Genomic DNA, 17,088 nt, shown 5'->3' with positions numbered 1-17,088 from the left:
TTATTAAGCTCCGGGACAAAAAATGAGCGGAACAGTACATATCGATGAAGGCATTGAACGCCTGTCACTGAAAGAATATACCGAGAAGGCGTATCTGGATTACTCCATGTACGTCATCCTTGACCGGGCATTGCCGAATATCGGCGATGGCCTTAAGCCGGTTCAGCGCCGTATCGTTTATGCGATGTCGGAACTGGGACTGAAGTCCACGGCAAAGTATAAGAAATCTGCCCGTACCGTGGGTGACGTGCTGGGTAAGTTCCACCCCCACGGTGATAGTGCCTGTTATGAGGCGATGGTGCTGATGGCGCAGCCGTTCTCATACCGCTATCCACTGATCGATGGTCAGGGTAACTGGGGGTCGCCAGACGATCCTAAATCCTTTGCCGCGATGCGCTACACCGAGTCCAAGCTGGCAAAATATGCTGAGGTGTTGCTCAAAGAGGTGGCACAGGGGACGGTTGAGTGGGGGCCAAACTTTGATGGCACCATTGATGAGCCTCTAACCCTGCCAGCCCGGCTACCTAATATTCTGCTCAACGGTACCACCGGTATTGCGGTGGGGATGGCAACCGATATTCCGCCGCATAATCTGCGGGAGGTGACTGAAGCCTGTATCAAGTTGCTGTCTAAACCGGGCATGAGCGTCGCTGAGCTGTGTGAGATAGTACCGGGGCCGGATATGCCCACCGATGCCGAGCTGATCACGCCGCGCCATGAACTGCAGAAGATGTATGAGACCGGTAAGGGCAGCCTTCGGGCCCGTGCCGTATACAGCCGTGAACAGGGTGATATTGTCATCACGGCGTTACCCTATCAGGTGTCCGGGGCTAAAGTGCTGGAGCAGATTGCGCAGCAGATGCAGCAGAAGAAACTGCCGATGGTGTCCGACCTTCGGGATGAGTCTGATCATGAAAACCCGACCCGTCTGGTGATAGTGCCCCGTTCCAACCGAATCGATGTTGAACAGCTGATGGCGCACCTGTTTGCCAGCACCGATCTGGAACGCACCTACCGGGTGAATATGAACATGATCGGTATCGATGGTCGCCCTAAGGTGAAAAACCTCAGGGAGATCCTTACCGAGTGGCTGATTTACCGTACTGAAACGGTGCGTCGCCGGTTACAGTTCCGTCTCGATAAAGTGCTGGCCCGGTTGCATATTCTTGAGGGCCTGATGGTTGCGTACCTCAATATCGACGAAGTTATTGAGATTATCCGAACCGAAGAGAAGCCTAAGCTGGTGATGATCGAACGTTTCGGTATCACTGAGATTCAGGCCGAGGCGATTCTTGAGATCAGGCTGCGTCAATTAGCCAAACTGGAAGAGATAAAGATCCGTGGTGAGATCGACGAGCTGACCGAGGAACGTAACTACCTGGAAGAGATTCTTGGTTCAGAAAAGCTGATGCGCAAGCTGATCCGGGATGAGTTGAAAGCGGATGCTAAAGAGTATGGTGATGATCGCCGCTCACCCATCGTTGCCCGTGAAGAGGCGAAAGTGATGGATGAGAAAGCGCTGCTGACCGCGGAGCCGATCACCGCAGTTATTTCCAAGCAGGGCTGGATACGTTCCGCCAAGGGGCATGACATTGATCCAGAGGGGCTTAGCTATAAATCCGGCGACGGTTTCAAGCTGGCGTGTCTGGGGCGTATGAACCAGCCAGTCATTTTGATGGACAGTACCGGCAGGGCCTACTCGCTTGAAGCGCATACGCTGCCCTCTGCACGGGGGCAGGGTGAACCGGTTACTGGTAAGTTGACGCTGCCAAAGGGGGCCACCATTGATGGCGCGATTGCCGGTAAAGATACTGATGCGGTGTTGCTGGCGTCGGATGCCGGTTATGGTTTCGTGACCAAAATTTCCGATATGACCAGTAAAACCCGTACCGGTAAGGCGGCTCTGACATTGCCTAAGGGCGCTAAAATTATGTCGCCGATGGCGCTGAAAAATAAAGACAGCGATCTGTTGGTCGCGGTAACCAATGAAGGACGGATGCTGGTATTTCCGGTGAAAGATCTGCCAGAGCTTGGTCGGGGTAAAGGTAATAAGATCATTAATATCCCGTCCGCCAGAGCGGCTTCCCGGGATGAGTTGCTGGTAGCGCTGGTGACACTGTCAGCGGAGGATACTCTGCAGGTTAACTCTGGACGGCAGCACCTGAAGATGAAACCCGCAGACCTGGAACACTACCGGGGTGAGCGGGGCCGTCGGGGTAATAAACTGCCCCGGGGTTATCAGCGGGTCGATTCTCTGGATGTTATCGCTAGCTCTGCGGTAGCCGCCGATGCGGAGGATTGACGATCAGAGGGGGTGAAAGCTCCCTTTTTTCAGCGCGTTCGGTGGTTATGCGCGGTTTGTCTGCGGGCAAGCCGCCCTTTCAGAATCGCTTTAGCTCCTTATAATTCTTAAAATTACCGATAGATAGTGACATTTACTTTCTTCTTGGCGCAGTAATCTGTAAAATACTGCGCCTAACCTTCTCCTGCGTGGTTGTTTTTTAGTCAGTCTCTGCAACCGCACAGGATAATTAAACTGCCCTGTATCAACTGACAATACAGGTATGACCCCCTGCAAATACCCTGTAATTCCGGTGTTTGTAGTATAGGAAAAAGCATGACCGAAAGCTTTGCTGACTTATTTGAAGAATCCCTTGAACTCGTTGCTATGGTGCCTGGTACCCTGGTTATGGGTGAAGTTATCGACATCGATAGTGACTGGGTTACCGTAAACGCTGGACTGAAGTCTGAGGCAGTTATTGCCCGCAGCCAGTTCCTTAATGATGCCCAGGAACTTGAAGTTCAGGTGGGTGACATGGTTAAGGTTACTCTGGAAAGCGTTGAAGATGGTTCCGGTGAAACACGCCTGTCCCGTGAAAAAGCGAAGCGCGCTGAGTCCTGGGGTGTTCTGGAAACTGCTTTTGAAGCTGAAGAAACTGTTAAAGGTTACATCAGCGGTACTGTTAAGGGTGGTTTCACCGTTACAGTTAACAAGATCAATGGCTTCCTGCCAGGTTCACTGGTAGATGTGCGTCCGGTTAAGAACGTTGACCACCTGATGGGTCAGGAGCTGGAATTCAAACTGATTAAGCTGGACCAGAAGCGCGACAACATCGTTGTTTCTCGTCGTGCTGTTCTGCAAGAAGCTAACAGTGCACAGCGTGATGAACTGCTGAGTACCCTGGAAGAGGGTCAGCAAGTTAAAGGTTACGTTAAGAACCTGACCAACTACGGTGCATTCGTAGATCTGGGCGGTGTTGACGGCCTGCTGCACATCACTGATATGGCCTGGAAGCGTATCTCTCATCCTAGCGATATGCTGACTCCGGGTGATGAGATCACTGTACAGATCATCAAGTTCGATAAAGAGACTAACCGTCTGTCTCTGGGTCTGAAGCAGCTGAACGAAGATCCATGGTCTTCTATCCTGGCTCGTTTCCCTGCCGGCACTAAGGTTCCAGCTCGTGTAACTAACCTGACTGACTACGGTTGCTTCGCGTCTATCGAAGATGGCGTTGAAGGTCTGATCCACGTGTCTGAAATGTCCTGGACCAACAAAAACATCCATCCTTCTAAAGTTGTTCAGGTGAACGACGAAGTTGAAGTTATGGTTCTTGATGTTGATGAGAAGCGTCGTCGTATCTCTCTGGGTATGAAGCAGTGCATCGCTAACCCATGGTCTACTTTTGCTGAGCAGTTCGCTGCGGGTGATAAAGTGACCGGTACTATCAAGACTATCACTGACTTCGGTATTTTCGTTGGTCTGGATAATGATCTGGACGGTCTGGTTCACATGTCTGACATCTCTTGGGATGCTGATAGCGAAACAGCGCTGCGCGAATACAAGAAGGGCGAAGAAGTTGAAGCCGTTATCCTGTCTATCGATGCTGAGAAAGAGCGTATCTCTCTGGGTATCAAACAGCTGGAAAGCGATCCGTTCTCTGAGTACGCTGCTGCAAACGACAAAAACACTATCGTTAAAGGTATCGTTAAGTCTGTAGATGCTAAAGGCGCTAACATCGAACTGGCTGAAGGCATCGAAGGTTACCTGAAAGTGTCTGACATCAGCATCGATCGCATCGAAGATGCTTCTACTGTCCTGAAAGTAGGCGAAGAAGTTGAAGCGAAGATCGTTAACCTGGATCGTCGTAACCGTTCTATCACTCTGTCTATCAAGGCTAAAGACCAGGCAGATGAGAAAGCGGCTATCAAAGCGGTTGCAGATGCTCCGGTTGAGATGGCTGGTCCAACCACTATCGGTGACCTGATCAAGGCGCAGATGGAAGCTAAGAAGTAATACTTCTCAGACTATAAAAAGGAGCGCTTTTGCGCTCCTTTTTTTGTTTTAAAAAAAGCTATAAGTAGGGTGGCTTGGGAAGGATCTGTGTATCTGGATTCCTGAGTCGGAGTCTTTACCAGGGATTCTTTAGCTGAGGCTCTTCAGGTCAGGTCTTGTTGGCAGGCTTTGCCGCACAGTAATATGCTGTCTGTGCAGGTTGTTTGATTGCGCGATAAAGTGTCTGTGAGCTACGCTGCCGCTCGCACGGGTTGTTTGCTGGTCTGAGTGCTCTGTCCAGCCTTCCTGGTTTTAGCGCTAACCTATCACCTTTCATCTCTCATGGGTTGGTTGATCTCTTCCTCTGAGACATGCTCTGCTGTTGTTGACCGGGCTTAGTGCTGGCGGGATAGCAGTAGTCCTAAGCCTGCCCCTGCCAGAAGTGTTCCGCAGCTGCGATTAAACAGGCGGCGCTTATGAGGTTGTGAAAACCACTGTCGCAGGTAGATGCCAAACAGGGCGTAGAGTGCAATAGCCAGCCACTCAAGCAGCAGAAATGTTACTCCCAGGGTGAAGAACTGCATGCCTGCCTGTGCATCGGGATTTACAAATTGCGGCAGAAATGCGGTGAATATCAGGATCGCTTTAGGGTTGCCTGCGGCGAGGAAGAACTCCTGTTGCATCAGTTCAAGCTGTTTTTTATCTCTCTGTGACGGATCTGTATCATTGTTGGTGGTATCGGTTGTCCAGAGCTTAAATGCCAGCCAGAACAGATAGCAGGCGCCGACAATTTTTATCATCATAAAAATAACTTCGGATGTGTGCAGGATTACAGCAAGGCCGGTGGCGGCGAGAAATATCATTCCCATAAATGCGATCAGACGGCCTGTGCCGGCAATGCAGGCGGATTGAAAGCCATAGCGTTTGGCGTTGCTCATTGCCAGTAGGTTGTTGGGTCCGGGGGACAGGTTCAGTGCAAAGCAGGCGGGTATAAACAGTAGCAGTGTCATGATATCCATTATTCTAACCTGTTGTTGTGGGGCCTGATAGTTAGCGATACACGTCATAGAAAAAGTACAGGGTGATGCCGATGCTGGCAACGATAACGAAGTTGCGAATCAGTTGTTGTGGCAGCGAGCGGGACAGATGTGCTGCCATATAGCCGCCGACGACTGTTCCTGCCAGTACCATTGAGCCTTCATACCAGGCGATTACGTCATCGTAAATAAACATCGCAATCGCGATCAGGGATACAAAGGTTGAGATCAGTAGTTTGAGGCCGTTCATTCGGTTGATATCAGTAAATCCGGCCAGCGCCAGATAACTGAGCGCTATAATGCCCAGACCTGCATTGAAGAACCCGCCATAAAGGCAGACGCCAAGCAGTAGTAGTGTTAGCAGTCCGGCGCCTGCGGAGGAGGCGTGGCGATGTTTAGTGCTGAGTTGTCGCAGTGAGCGGTTGAGTTGTCCGCCGAAGATAAACAGCAGAGTGGCAAAGAGCAGCAGCCAGGGGACTGCTGTTTCAAAATCAGACTCGGGGGTCTGAAGTAGCAGCCATGCACCGCTGATACCGCCGATTAGGCTGATAAGAATAAAGCGGGGTAGTTGGCCTTTAATCTCCTGCAGCTCTTTTCTGAACGCCCAGGTGCCGCTGATATAGCCTGAGCATGAGGCGAATGTGTTGGTGGCGTTTGCGCTGATGGGGGGGACGCCTGCCAGCAGCAGTGCCGGAAAAGTGATGAAGCTGCCGCCGCCTGCGATAGAGTTCAGCACTCCGCCAAGAAGTCCGGCTATAAATAGAATCGGCAGATCAGTTGGCATGGTTTCACCTTAAATAAAATTCGTGAGCTGAGCATAGGTGAATAGTGTTGTGCATTACAGATACAGGTGTGCTGCTATTTATAACCGATCTGTATAGCTGCAGCAGTACAGAGGGTCATGGGAAGAGTTTGCTGAGCAGGTGGCGGGCCTGTTTATCCAGTAGCCGCTGATAGTTGTCGTTGACTGATCTGATCAGAACTTTGTCCTCTTCGGCCCGTGTAATATCAGCACCTGCGAGCAGGCTCACCTTGAGGTCTGGTGCTTCACTGAGGGCGGTATGGGTGATCAGTTCGTTGCTGTCAGTGCTATGGGTCAGATAGCGGGCCTCTTCCTGCATTCGCGGGAGTTTCTTATATTGCCCGCGAACCAGGGCCATATGCAGATTCAGGACCGGTTTGAAGCTGCGGATTCGCTGCTGATTAAACAGTTTATATAGGCGGTTGAATAGCTGGGCGGCACAGATTGCATTGACTCCGTGGGAGTCATCTTTGTGGGGTTTGAGAAACGCCAGCTGCAGATCGCCGTTATTAATTCGGGTGGACTGTCCCTGATAGATGGCGATGACCATGTCCAGCATTCGGTAATAGTACTCCTGCAGCTCCTGAAGTTCGTTGCTGTGCAGGTTATCTGAGTGGCCTGATGACAGGTCGAGATAGAGCAGGTAGCCCGCCTCTTCAGCGGCAACGATCAGTTCCAGTTCCTGCTCAAATGAATACAGATCAAGCTGGATCTCATGCTGGCTGTTTTCAAGCAGGGGGTTGGGAGTCCTGTTGCGTGATTGCGGCTTCAGACTGATCTCTTCGACACTAACCTCTTCGGCAGCGCTATCGGTTGTCTGCTCTTTGGCTTCAGTCTTCGCTTTATGTTCGCAGAAGGGGGCAAAGCCTGGCATATGTGGCGCATCTTCATCCGGTCTGAGCAGGTCTACCAGTTCTTCCGGGTGAGACTCCTTGTCTCGTGTGGCTGTCTCTGCTGAGGTGTTGTCATTCTCTGTCGATAAGGGATTGGGGGTGCTAATGGTTTCTGGGGGCGCTTCGTGGGTGCTTTGCTCTGTCGTCTGGCGGTTGCGGTTGAGGCTGAGCCAGCAGCCGGTCAGTGTGATAATGACGGTTATCAGTGCCAGAATAGCAGCCTGCACCAGCAGGGCGTTGAGGTTTGATTTAGTCGCGTCTGGATTCAGGTATAGCTCAAGAATCGCCAGGGTTTCATTCTGTTGTCGGATCAGAATCTCTTGCTGTATCAGGTTGTCCTGGCGGATATCACCGGCCCGGCCGAGTAATCGGTCCTTGGGATCTGTGAGGATGATTGCGTCCAATTGAGGCTGCTTTACCAGTTGATTGAGAACGTAGTTCAGGCTGACGGAATCTCCTGACAGGAGTGCAGGCTTTATCATGGTAACGGTTTGTTGACCGAGTAGTTCACCTTGTTGGCGGGTCTGGAGCTGAGCGATTTTTTCTGCAACAACGGAGAGATAGATACCGGATAACAGCAGGCCTGCGAGTAAAATGCAGGCAAGCGTGGCCATCAGCCGGGTGCGCTGATTGATTATCGCTGTGAAAAATTGCGGTTTATCCATATTCCGACGGCTAAATATTCCCGGGCAGTAGAGCCTGCAGATGATAGCAGCTAAGTTACCTCGCAAAAACGGCTTTTTTACTGTTTTGCTTTCTCTGTCGATGACCCCCGCTGCCGGGCGGGTTATAATGTCCGGTCTCGACGGAGAAGGAAGGTTATGAACGTTAAAGAGTACATGGCAGAACTGGGTCAGCAGGCACGTATCGCGTCCCGCAAAATTGCGAAAGCTGATACCGGAATTAAGAACCGCGCGCTGCTGGCGATGGCGGATGCAATTGATGCGTCCCGTGAAAAGCTGGTGTCGGCGAATGCTGAAGACCTGCAGCAGGGCCGTGCCAATGGTCTTGATGATGCGATGCTGGATCGTCTGGAACTGAAACAGTCTCAGATTGATACCATGATCGAAGGTTTGCGTCAGGTTGCTGCTCTGCCCGATCCGATCGGCGCGATCACCGATATGAATTATCTGCCCAGTGGCATACAGGTGGGTAAGATGCGTGTGCCACTTGGAGTGGTTGGTATTATTTATGAATCCCGTCCTAATGTGACGGTGGAGGCGGCCAGTCTCTGTCTGAAATCCGGTAATGCGACGATTCTGCGGGGCGGCTCTGAAGCGATCCACAGTAATGCTGCGGTCGCTGAGTGTATTCAGACGGGTCTGAAGGCTGTGGGGTTGCCTGAACATACGGTTCAGGTGGTCAGAACCACTGACCGGGAAGCCGTGGGTGAGCTGATCACCATGCCAGAATATGTTGATGTGATTGTGCCGCGGGGTGGAAAAAGTCTTATCGAGCGGGTTAGTCGTGATGCCAAAGTGGCAGTGATCAAACATCTGGATGGAATATGCCATGTTTACATCGATGAAGATGCAGACAAGATCAAGGCGATTAATGTGGCAATTAATGCCAAAACGCATCGCTATGGTACCTGCAACACGATGGAAACGTTGCTTGTGCATGAAACCCGTGCGGCAGAAATTTTGCCTGAGTTAGCCGATCGCTATCAGGCGATCGGGGTGGAGCTGCGCGGCTGTGAAAAAACCCGTAAAGTGCTGCCGAATATCATCGCGGCAACCGAAGAAGATTGGGAAACTGAATACCTTGCTCCGATTCTGTCAATCAGAGTGGTCAGCGATATGGCCGGGGCGATTGAACACATTAACCATTATGGCTCTCATCATACCGATGCCATTATCACGGAGAATTATACCCGCTCGCGCAGTTTTTTGCGTGAAGTGGATTCCAGTTCGGTGATGGTCAACGCATCGACCCGTTTTGCGGATGGTTTTGAGTATGGGCTGGGGGCTGAGATCGGTATTTCAACCGATAAGATTCATGCCCGCGGGCCGGTTGGTCTTGATGGTCTGACCTCGCAAAAGTATGTGGTGCTGGGTGACGGCCATATTCGTCAGTAACGCTTGATGAGCGAATCCGTCAAAGTCTTTATGGGTGGGACGTTTGATCCCATTCATAATGGCCATCTGCGCACTGCGCTGGAAATCCAGCAGTGGCTGGGTGTAAAGCAGGTAACGCTGATGCCCTCTAAAGCCCCTGTTCATCGGAAATCGCCTGAACGCAGCGGTCAGCAACGTCTGGATATGGTGCGTCTGGCGGTAGCCGATGAACCCGCGCTGATTGCTGATGAGCGGGAGGTTATCTCTGCTGCTGCTTCCTATACTGTACTGACACTGGAATCGTTTCGGCGTGAACTGGGGGCGCAGGCCCCGATTTGTATGATACTGGGAATGGATGCCTATCTGTCGTTACCCCAGTGGGATCGATGGCTGGAGCTTCTTCAGCTGTGTCATATCGTGGTCGTTAAGCGGCCGGGCTGGATCTATGAGCCCTGCGAACAGATGCAGCACATCAGCAATGAACATGAAATTGATGATGTTGACGTATTGCTGCAAAAACCAGCGGGGCATGTGATCTTTCGTGAACTGACGCCACTGGGAATCTCTGCCACCCAGATCAGAGAGCTGATCAGGGGTGGGCACTCCCCCCGTTATCTGCTGCCGGATGCGGTGTGGGACTATATAAAACAAAACAGGCTCTATAATTTTGAGCAACATAACGAAGGTAAATAATTACTAATGGAAATGGATCAGATGATCAGCGCTGTACGTGAAGCCCTTGATGATATGAAAGCACGGGATATTGTCGAGATTGATGTAACCAATAAATCAACAGTGACTGACCGGATGGTGATTGCCAGCGGAACCTCTAAGCGGCATGTGATGTCCATAGGACAGCATGTACAGGAAGAGATGAAGCACAAAGGCTTTATGCCGATGGGGATCGAGGGTCAGGATACCGGTGAGTGGGTGCTGGTGGATCTGGGTGATCTGGTCGTGCATGTAATGATGCCGGATGCCCGTAGTTTCTACGATCTTGAGAAACTCTGGGGCTATGATGAGGAAGTCGAACAGGACGCGGCACATTAAGCGCGTCTGTGACTGAGTTATTTCAGTTGGTGGTCGATCCCTCTTTCGGAGAGACCTAAGTAAAGGAATCCGGTTTTAGCATGAAAATACGCCTTATCGCCGTAGGTACCAAGATGCCTGGTTGGGTAACCGAAGGGTTTAATGAGTATCTGAAACGACTGCCTCACGAGTTTTCTCTTGAGCTGGTGGAGATACCACTGGGACACCGCGGTAAAGGCGCTGATCTGGCCCGGGCAAAGCGCCAGGAGGGTGAGCAGATGCTGGCGGCGATCCCGAAAGGTGACCGGGTGATTGCACTGGAGGTAAACGGTAAAAACTGGAGTACCGAACAGTTGGCCGAACAGGCTGAACAGTGGCGGATGTCCGGGCAGAATTTCTGTTTACTGGTGGGAGGTCCCGATGGGCTGGCACCGGAGTGTGTCGCGATCGCTGATCAGAAATGGTCACTCTCGGGGCTCACCCTGCCGCACCCACTGGTGCGTATTCTGCTTGCCGAACAGTTGTATCGGGCCTGGAGCATTATGCAGGGCCATCCCTATCATAAATAACCTGTTACACATATCTGTGAAGAATTGCTTAGATGTCAGCGTTTGATAGCCTGAAGGATCATACAAAAGAGGGGCGGGTATTTCTGTCACGCGCGCTGATCGCCTTTGTGATCGTGGTGTTGCTGATGGGGGTGCTGATTGGTCGGCTCTACTACCTGCAGGTGATTCAACATGATCAGCTGGCCGCTGTGTCCGATGATAACCGTATTCAGCTGCAACCTGTGGCACCCACCCGTGGACTGATCTATGACCGCAACGGTACCCTGTTAGCGGATAACCGCCCCAGTTACAGCGTTACGCTGTTAAAAGAAAAGGTCGGTGATCTTGAGGCCACGCTGGCTGAATTACAAACGCTTATCCCGATCACTGACAGAGAGCTGGAATCCTTCCATAGGCGTCTGAAACAGCGTCGCAGACCCTATGAAACTGTGCCTCTGCGGTTTCGCCTGACCGATGATGAGATCGCCCGTATCGCTGTTAACTATCAGCGTTTGCCCGGGGTTCAGGTTGAGGCGGATCTGATCCGCTACTACCCGTTCGGGGCGAGTCTGGTGCATGCGCTGGGCTATGTAGGCCGCATAAACGAGAAAGAACTGCAGCGGGTCGACCCTAAAAACTACAGTGCAACACACTATATCGGTAAACTGGGGATTGAGCGGTTTTATGAACCCCTGCTGCACGGTGAAGTTGGCTACCACAAGGTTGAAACCAATGCCCGGGGGCGGGTGATGCGGGTACTTGAGCAAACGGATCCGGTACCGGGTAAAGATATAGTCCTCTATCTGGATATCCGTTTGCAACAGGCGGCTGAAAAGCTGGTGGAGGGCCGCCGGGCTGCGATTGTGGCGATCGACCCGAAAACCGGTGGCATCCTCGCGCTGGTGAGTAATCCGGGCTATGACCCGAACCTGTTTGTCACCGGTATCAGTACCAAAGATTATAAAGACCTGCGTGAGTCGCCGGATCTGCCACTGTTTAACCGGGCGTTGCGGGGGCAGTACCCTCCGGGGTCAACTATCAAGCCGATGGTAGCGATGGGGGTGATCGATAGCGGAGTGGTCAGTCCCGCGCATACCGTCTTTGATCCGGGCTTCTATACCCTGAGCCATGGTGGACGCCGCTATCGTGACTGGAAGCGAGGCGGGCATGGAAAGGTGGGACTGGATATGGCGATCTATCAATCCTGTGACGTCTGGTTCTACGATGTTGCCAACCGTGCCGGGGTGGATATTATCTCCGATTATCTGGGGCGGTTTGGCTTTGGCCAGGTCACCAGTCTTGATCTGCCAGAGGCTCTGCCCGGTATTCTGCCCTCCAAAGCGTGGAAGAAAAAAACCGGCCGGGGGTCCTGGTTTTCCGGTGATTCTCTTAACCTGAGCATCGGCCAGGGCTGGATGCTGGCAACGCCGTTACAATTGGCAACCGCTTCAGCCGTCATGGCTAATCGCGGCCAATGGAAACAGCCGCGAATGCTCAAAGGCGTGGTGAAGCATAACAAACATAAGACCGACCAGGTTGTTGAAGATGATGTAGTTGAGATCAGTGGATTGGAAGGAACCTCAGCGGTGTTGCCGGATATCCATCTGAAAAGTAATCAATATTGGAAACGCATTATTGATGCCATGATCGCGGTGGTTCATGGTCCCAGAGGTACTGCTCGTAAAATAGGTCATGGGCTGGATTTCCAGATTGCCGGTAAAACCGGTACGGCTCAGGTGGTAGGGATTAAACAGGACGAGGTCTATGACGCTGAAAGCATGGCGGAGCGTCATCGTGATCATGCGCTGTTTATCGCCTTTGCGCCGGCCGCTGATCCGGAAATAGCGGTATCGGTTATTGTCGAAAATGGCGGCGGTGGTTCAAGCACCGCAGCGCCGATAGCCCGGGATGTAATTGACGCATTTATGACGCTTAAGCGCCAGGATGCTGAGGTTGATGAGTTGGTAGGAGTCGCAACGGATGGCTGATTTTCAGCGCACAATGCCCGATGCACAGCCTCATCTGGCGCGGCGCCGGGGACTCTGGTCCTATACCCGACTGGATGCCTGGCTGTTGCTGTTTATTCTGGTGTTGTGTGGTTATGGGTTGTTAGTGCTCTACAGTGCTTCCGGCGGGGATATGGGGTATGTGGTGCGCCAGGCGGTTCGTATGGGGGCCGGACTTGTCGTTATGACTGTCCTCGCGCAGTTGAGGCCTCAGTTGTTTGCCCGCTGGGCGCCGGCGATGTACGTCATCTGTCTGGGGTTGTTGCTGGCCGTGCTGTTAGTGGGCGTTGGCGCTAAAGGTGCGCAGCGGTGGATTGCGTTACCCGGATTTCGCTTTCAACCCTCTGAAATTGTTAAGCTGGTCCTGCCACTGATGGTTGCCTGCTATCTGGCCAACCGGCCGCTGCCTCCGCGCTTTCGTCATATTGTGATATCTCTGGTGCTGATCTTTGTGCCGGTGGTGATGATTATGAAACAACCGGATCTTGGCACATCACTGTTGATTGCCGCCTCCGGAGTATTCGTGTTGCTGCTTTCCGGTATCTACTGGCGCTATATATTTGGTGCTCTGGCGGTTGCTGCGGCAGGCTTGCCAGGGCTGTGGATGGTGATGAAGGATTACCAGAAGCAGCGGGTACTGACTTTTCTTGATCCGGAGAGTGATCCCCTGGGATCTGGTTGGAACATTATTCAGTCGAAGGCCGCGATCGGCTCCGGTGGTATTGAGGGTAAAGGCTGGATGCTGGGGACGCAGTCTCAGCTGGATTTTTTGCCGGAAAGTCATACTGACTTCATCATCGCGGTGATGGGCGAGGAGCTGGGGATGATCGGTATATTGTTATTGCTGGTTATCTACCTGCTGATTATCGTCCGGGGGCTGGTGATTGCAACCAGGGCGCAGGATAGTTTTGGCCGTCTGGTGGCGGGAAGTGTAACACTGACCTTTTTCGTTTATGTCTTTGTAAATATCGGCATGGTGAGCGGTCTCTTGCCGGTTGTCGGTGTGCCGTTACCGCTGATCAGTTACGGCGGAACGTCGATTGTGACCCTGATGGCGGGCTTCGGTTTGCTGATGTCGGTACAGGCGCACCGTAAGATGATCAGTCATTAAGGATTCAGGTTAAATAAACATAATAACTCAGCGGTTTTGTTCTGGTGTCACTGTGATAAAGTCAGGATTCAGTTGAGAGCATTATGTAAGCGGTTCAAACGTTCAGGGAATGCCAGGCTGTTAAGGCAAATAAAGGTAGGGTTATATGTTCAGAACAAAAATTTCAGGAATCCTGACCGGAGTTGTACTCTGTACCGGTTTGTTATGGGGCGCTCAGGTTGCTGCTGGTGGTTATGGCGATCATCCCGCTGCCGAGCAGTTCATCGCCGATATGGCGAAAGAGGGCTTCGATGAAGGTGAGGTCAGAACGATTCTTGATGCCGCTGAACGGCAGGAAAGTATTCTGAAAGCGATCTCCCGACCAGCGGAAAAGCGTCTTAACTGGGGTGAGTATCGCAATATCTTTTTGCGGGATAAGCGGATTGATCAGGGCGTAGCGTTCTGGAATGAATATCATGATGCGTTGCTGCGGGCGGAACAAACCTACGGTGTGCCAGCGCAGATTATTGTTGCAATTATCGGTGTTGAGACCCGCTATGGCCGGAATATGGGGAGTTACCGGGTGGTGGATGCGTTGTCCACCCTTGGTTTTGACTATCCTCCGCGGGGAAAGTTTTTTCAGGGTCAGTTAAAAGAGTATCTCTACCTGTTGCGTGAGGAAAGTGTTGATCCCTTTAGTTTAAAAGGCTCTTATGCCGGTGCAATGGGATTCGGACAGTTTATTCCCAGTAGCTTCAGGAGCTTTGCTGTCGATTTTGATGGCGACGGTAGGAAAGATATCTGGAGTAACCCGGTGGATGCGATTGGCAGTGTTGCCAATTATTTCCGCGCCCATGGCTGGAAAACCGGCGAGCCGGTACGCAGCAATGTGGTAATGGATCAACTGGCGGATGAAGCCTGGATCAATGCTGACCTGAAACCCAAGCTGACGCTTGCTCAATGGTCTGAACGGGGTATCCGTACCCATAAAGGTCTGCCTGCTGAGAGCAACGCGACGCTGATGCGCCTGGAAACTGAGGGTGAGTTTCAGCACTGGTTCGGATTGCATAACTTCTATGTCATCACCCGGTATAATCACAGCCGGCTGTACGCCATGGCGGTTTATGAACTGAGTCAGGCGGTAGCAGAAAAACGTCAGCAGGCGCTGGCTGAAAAAACGACCGGCGTTGCAGGTTAATTGATGAAGCGAGTAATCCTCAGACTGATAGTGCTATCGCTGATAGCGGTACTGGGAGGCTGTTCCTCTGCTCCCAGTGGACGTTATGCTGTCGAGAAGGATTACGGCCCCTCAGACAGGGTAGATGTTTCCCATGTGCCGGATGCTGTCCCCCGGGTTGAGCCTAAAAGCAGGGGGGGGAATAAAAGCCCCTATACCGTGCTCGGCAAAACTTACTATGTGATGCCGTCCGGCAGTGGCTATAAGGAGCGTGGTATCGCTTCATGGTATGGCAAAAAGTTTCATGGGCATAAAACCTCCAATGGCGAAACTTACAATATGTATGGCATGAGTGCCGCGCATAAGTCGCTGCCTCTGCCCAGTTATGTTCAGGTGACCAATGTCAGCAATGGCCGTCGGGTTATTGTACGGGTTAATGACCGGGGACCGTTTCATGGTGGCCGGATAATCGATCTGTCCTATGCAGCGGCCTCTAAGCTGGATATGCTGGGTGGAGGAACGGCGCATGTTGAGGTGGAAGCTATCGATCCGGGCAGCTGGAGTACCTCGTCAGCCGCGATTGTGTCTGCAGGAAGCACGGCAACGGCACCGCCGGTAACCAGTACAGCCGCAGTCGGCAAACGCTATCTTCAGGTTGGAGCCTTTGGTCTGGAAGCCACTGCCGCCGAGGCTAAACAGCAGTTGCAGCAGATGTTGCCGGGGTATCAAATCAGAATAGTGCCGCTTAATCTGTCTGACCGGACATTATACCGGGTGCAGGTCGGGCCGGTTCAGCTGAATGCAGATCTGGCGGAACTGGTTTCAAGAATCGAAGCGGCAGGCTATCTGCGCCCACATTTGGTAGACTAGGTGCCGCTAATGGGATTTGTTGAAGAAAAGCGCTGACTATCGGCCGAACCTTTAGGCTGTTTGCAGGTCCCAGCTGTATCTGGACCCTCTGTAACCGTAATGAAAGTATGTATAAAACACTATGATTAGAAAATTTGCTTTTCGCTCTGTGATGTTCCGCCTGTTTTTTCTCTCCATCTGTATCGCTTCCCTGCCAGTACAGGCGGCGAAGATTACCCCGGCTCCTCCTCAGGTGGCCGCCCGGGCGTATATTGTTATGGATGCAGATACCGGTAAAGTTATCATGGCCAGTCGGGAGGGCGAACGTTTTCCGCCTGCCAGCCTGACGAAGATGATGACCAGTTATATCCTTGAGGGTGAGCTGACAAAAGGTAATGTCAGTAAGAACGATCTGGTGCCAATCTCTGTTAAAGCCTGGCGCACTCCGGGGTCGCGGATGTTTATTAAGGAGGGCACTCAGGTTCTTCTGAGTGATCTGCTGAAGGGAATCATCATCCAGTCGGGCAATGATGCCAGTGTTGCTGTCGCAGAGTATATCGCCGGCAGTGAATCGGCCTTTGCGGATATGATGAATCAGCATGCCGCCCTGTTGGGAATGCAAAATAGCCACTTTATGAACGCAACGGGCCTGCCAGCGGAAGATCATTACTCCTCTGCGTACGATCTGGCACTGCTGGCTCAGGCTATTATTCAGAAATATCCGGAACAGTATGGTATTTATTCTGAAAAGTATTTTACTTATAACAAGATACGTCAGCCTAACCGCAATAAACTGTTGTGGCGCGATGATTCCGTTGATGGCCTGAAAACCGGCCACACTGATGCTGCAGGCTTCTGCCTGGTGGCTTCAGCGAAGCGAGATGGTATGCGGCTGATTACCGTGGTAATGGGTACCAGCAGTGAAGAGGCGCGGGCGCAGGAGAGTCAGAAACTGCTGGCTTATGCGTTCCGTTATTTCCGGACTCATAAACTCTATGATGCCGGTCAGGTTCTGGAAACCGCGAAAGTGTGGGCCGGTCAGCAGAAACAGCTTAAGGTGGGTCTGCAAAGTGCGATGGCTATCACTATTCCCCGGGGGGAAGGTGAGCAGCTGCAGGCGGTTCTGGATCTGGATAAAGTGATTAAAGCACCGATCGAGAAAGGTCAGAGCTTTGGCTCGCTGAAAGTGATGCTGGAAGATAAAGTGGTTGCTGAAGCACCGATCATCGCGCTGGAAAGCATTGCTGAAGCAGGGCTTTTACAACGTATCTGGGATGCCATTGCGCTATTCTTTTATAATCTGATCAACTGACCCCGAGGGGCT

At 52.0% G+C, this 17,088-nt stretch carries 14 protein-coding genes; 11 read left to right on the top strand and 3 right to left on the bottom strand.

The features are described from left to right. Window positions 1–22 precede the first annotated feature (22 nt). The gene (gene parC / locus KDX31_16980) at window positions 23–2,302 is read left to right on the top strand and encodes a DNA topoisomerase IV subunit A (GenBank protein ID UTW03002.1); all 2,280 of its coding nucleotides are present in this window, start codon (window positions 23–25) and stop codon (window positions 2,300–2,302) included. A gap of 315 nt (window positions 2,303–2,617) precedes the next feature. Beyond that, entirely contained in the window at window positions 2,618–4,297 is a 1,680-nt protein-coding gene (gene rpsA, locus KDX31_16975) for a 30S ribosomal protein S1 (protein ID UTW03001.1), read from the top strand. A 374-nt stretch (window positions 4,298–4,671) separates the two neighbouring features. Here the strand turns inward: rpsA and KDX31_16970 are convergent, their stop codons facing one another. From KDX31_16970 to KDX31_16960, 3 genes are all read right to left on the bottom strand, one after another. Continuing rightward, window positions 4,672–5,295, bottom strand: a complete 624-nt coding sequence (locus KDX31_16970; protein ID UTW03000.1) for a LysE family translocator — start codon at window positions 5,293–5,295, stop codon at window positions 4,672–4,674. Window positions 5,296–5,326: 31 nt separating this feature from the next. Beyond that, entirely contained in the window at window positions 5,327–6,097 is a 771-nt protein-coding gene (locus KDX31_16965; GenBank protein ID UTW02999.1) for a sulfite exporter TauE/SafE family protein, read from the bottom strand. Between the two features lie 115 nt (window positions 6,098–6,212). Further along, window positions 6,213–7,673, bottom strand: coding sequence for a hypothetical protein (locus KDX31_16960; GenBank protein ID UTW02998.1), 1,461 nt, complete (start codon window positions 7,671–7,673; stop codon window positions 6,213–6,215). 156 nt (window positions 7,674–7,829) lie between these two features. Here KDX31_16960 and KDX31_16955 point away from each other — a divergent pair, with 156 nt between their 5' ends. The 9 genes from KDX31_16955 to KDX31_16915 all read left to right on the top strand — a co-directional run bounded on the left by KDX31_16955 (window position 7,830) and on the right by KDX31_16915 (window position 17,076). Continuing rightward, complete coding sequence (locus tag KDX31_16955; GenBank protein UTW02997.1) at window positions 7,830–9,086, top strand: glutamate-5-semialdehyde dehydrogenase; 1,257 nt, start codon at window positions 7,830–7,832, stop codon at window positions 9,084–9,086. A 6-nt stretch (window positions 9,087–9,092) separates the two neighbouring features. Then, the gene (nadD, locus tag KDX31_16950; GenBank protein UTW02996.1) at window positions 9,093–9,758 is read left to right on the top strand and encodes a nicotinate-nucleotide adenylyltransferase; all 666 of its coding nucleotides are present in this window, start codon (window positions 9,093–9,095) and stop codon (window positions 9,756–9,758) included. 6 nt (window positions 9,759–9,764) lie between these two features. Continuing rightward, window positions 9,765–10,115, top strand: a complete 351-nt coding sequence (gene rsfS / locus KDX31_16945; GenBank protein UTW02995.1) for a ribosome silencing factor — start codon at window positions 9,765–9,767, stop codon at window positions 10,113–10,115. A gap of 80 nt (window positions 10,116–10,195) precedes the next feature. Continuing rightward, entirely contained in the window at window positions 10,196–10,663 is a 468-nt protein-coding gene (gene rlmH / locus KDX31_16940) for a 23S rRNA (pseudouridine(1915)-N(3))-methyltransferase RlmH (protein UTW02994.1), read from the top strand. 32 nt (window positions 10,664–10,695) lie between these two features. After that, the gene (mrdA, locus tag KDX31_16935; protein UTW02993.1) at window positions 10,696–12,630 is read left to right on the top strand and encodes a penicillin-binding protein 2; all 1,935 of its coding nucleotides are present in this window, start codon (window positions 10,696–10,698) and stop codon (window positions 12,628–12,630) included. Beyond that, on the top strand, window positions 12,623–13,759 hold the full coding sequence (gene rodA / locus KDX31_16930; protein UTW02992.1) for a rod shape-determining protein RodA: 1,137 nt from the start codon (window positions 12,623–12,625) through the stop codon (window positions 13,757–13,759). The genes mrdA and rodA overlap by 8 nt, the downstream gene beginning before the upstream one ends. 145 nt (window positions 13,760–13,904) lie before the next feature. Continuing rightward, window positions 13,905–14,936: a lytic murein transglycosylase B gene (mltB, locus tag KDX31_16925; protein ID UTW02991.1), complete on the top strand. Its 1,032-nt coding sequence runs from the start codon at window positions 13,905–13,907 to the stop codon at window positions 14,934–14,936. 3 nt (window positions 14,937–14,939) lie between these two features. After that, window positions 14,940–15,785, top strand: coding sequence for a septal ring lytic transglycosylase RlpA family protein (locus tag KDX31_16920; protein UTW02990.1), 846 nt, complete (start codon window positions 14,940–14,942; stop codon window positions 15,783–15,785). 121 nt (window positions 15,786–15,906) lie between these two features. After that, window positions 15,907–17,076 (top strand): D-alanyl-D-alanine carboxypeptidase, encoded by a 1,170-nt coding sequence (locus KDX31_16915; GenBank protein UTW02989.1) that lies wholly within the window; start codon window positions 15,907–15,909, stop codon window positions 17,074–17,076. Window positions 17,077–17,088: the final 12 nt, after the last annotated feature.

It is taken from the genome of Amphritea atlantica, from assembly GCA_024397875.1.
Classification (GTDB): Bacteria; Pseudomonadota; Gammaproteobacteria; order Pseudomonadales; family Balneatricaceae; genus Amphritea; species Amphritea atlantica_B.
The sequence above is the reverse complement of the archived record's forward strand: the minus strand, read 5'-3'. Positions and strand labels throughout refer to the sequence as shown.